At 61.4% G+C, this 1943-nt stretch carries 2 protein-coding genes; one reads left to right on the top strand and one right to left on the bottom strand.

Annotated elements, in window-relative coordinates:
- On the top strand, positions 1-248 hold a 248-nt coding region (locus tag DYI24_RS25705), incomplete at its 5' end, for a cytochrome b5 domain-containing protein (protein WP_164574321.1).
- Positions 249-345: 97 nt separating this feature from the next.
- Here the strand turns inward: DYI24_RS25705 and DYI24_RS25700 are convergent.
- Complete coding sequence (locus tag DYI24_RS25700) at positions 346-1476, bottom strand: site-specific DNA-methyltransferase (RefSeq protein ID WP_107354440.1); 1131 nt, start codon at positions 1474-1476, stop codon at positions 346-348.
- Positions 1477-1943: the final 467 nt, after the last annotated feature.

The following is a 1943-nucleotide window of genomic DNA, read 5'->3' as shown; positions in this document are numbered from 1 at the left end:
AGATCGGCGCGGCCGAGCTGGCCCGGCACGCCGTGCCGCAGGATTGCTGGATGGCGATTCGCGGCAACGTCTACGACGTCACGGCGTATCTGCCGGATCATCCATCGCGGCCGAGCATCATCGAGCCTTGGTGCGGCAAGGAAGCATCTGAGGCGTACGACACCAAGACCAAGGGACGGAAACATTCGCCCGAAGCCGACGCGTTGCTGCCGAAGTACCGGATCGGACGGTTCGTTGGCGGAGGCTAGAGCGATATCGACATCAGGCGCGGTGCGCATGGAGCAACCGCGGTAAGATAAAAGAACTCCGGTTCTGATTGGATCAGAACCGGAGAGATTTTTTGCCTTAGGCGATCATCGTGCTGCGGATCTCGGCGCGCAGTTCGTCGATCAGCCGAAGACCCTTGCTGGTTTCGACGTGCCAGAACGTCCAGCCGTTGCAGGCTTCTGAGCCCTGCGCCATCGCGCCGATCCGGTGGATCGAGCCGACCTTGTCGCCGAGCATGATGGCGCCGTCGGCACGCACCAGCGCACCGTGCCGCTTCTTCGAATCGACCAGCCGGGCGCCCGGCGAAATCATGCCGCGCTCGATCAGTTCGGAGAACGCCACCCGCGGTGCATCGCGCGCGGTGAGGAACGGCTTCAGTGTGTCGTCCGGCAGCGGCTCGATCGCATCGATTCGCGCCCGCGCCGCTTCAGCGTAGGTCTTGTCGCGTTCGATGCCGATGTAGTTGCGGCGCAAACGCTTGGCGACAGCACCTGTCGTGCCGGTCCCGTTGAACGGGTCGACCACCAGATCGCCGGGCTTCGACGAGCTCAGGAGTACACGCGCCAGAAGCTGTTCGGGCTTCTGCGTCGGGTGGACCTTCTTGCCGTCTTTGCCCTTCAGCCGTTCGTCGCCGGTGCACAGCGGAATCAGCCAGTCGGAGCGTGCCTGAACGTCCTCGTTGGCCGCCTTCAACGCATCGTAGTTGAAGGTGTAGCCTTTGGCGTTCTCGTCACGCGCCGCCCAGATCATCGTTTCATGCGCATTGGTGAAACGACGGCCGCGGAAGTTCGGCATCGGATTCGATTTGCGCCAGACGATGTCGTTGAGCACCCAGAACCCGAGGTCCTGCATGATCGTGCCGACGCGGAAAATGTTGTGGTACGAACCGATCACCCACAGCGTCGCAGACGGCTTCATGATCCGTCGCGCGGCGAGCAGCCACGCACGGGTGAAGTTGTCGTAAGCGGCGAAGGACGCGAACTTGTCCCAATCGTCATCGACGGCGTCGACTTCCGATTCGTCGGGACGCTTCAGCGCACCTTTGAGCTGCAGATTGTACGGCGGATCGGCGAACACCAGATCCACCGACTTCGGCGGGAGCTTCTCCATCTCGGCGATGCAATCACCGACGATGATTCGGCTCTCGGGCATATCTTCAAATTGAGTGCGGGGCGCCTTTGCAGACGCCCCGCGACGCGACACAACCATGACTCAACTAACCTGACTCATGTGACGCCGTCGGCGACGCGGGACCAACAAACCGACTAGCCACTACAATGACCCGTCAAAGTAAAAATCGACTTAATTGGATTGCAGTTTGGTGACCACGGAACGAACGGACGGAGGAACAGTTCTCTCTGCCGGCATGTCGACCGCGATGAAAGCGTGCAAACGTTTACACCATCGGTGTTTACGCACGGCTTTGGCTGCCCGGACGCCGGCTGTGCGTTGTCCTCGCCGGCGTCAGGGCTGCGCACTAGGCAATATTTGCCGGGCGGGTTAATGCTAATTGTCGCCGATTTTTTCCGATCGGCTACACACGAGGACCGGCCCCGAATCGCCGGTGCGGCCAAACCGAGGACAGGCTGATGCGTTTCGATGACTTCCGTCGCAGCGACAATATCGATGACCGCCGGGATCAAGAGGGCGGCGGGGGTGGTGGTGGCGGATTCGGA

Source organism: Rhodopseudomonas sp. BR0C11, assembly GCF_010820945.1.
Taxonomy (GTDB): Bacteria; Pseudomonadota; Alphaproteobacteria; order Rhizobiales; family Xanthobacteraceae; genus Rhodopseudomonas; species Rhodopseudomonas palustris_H.
Note: the sequence above shows the minus strand (reverse complement) of the source record. Positions and strands in the feature narration are given on the sequence as shown.

Coding starts and splice junctions, on each gene's coding strand:
- DYI24_RS25700 (WP_107354440.1), bottom strand. CDS start 1,476: ATGGTTGTGTCGCGTCGCGGGGCGTCTGCAAAGGCGCCCCGCACTCAA.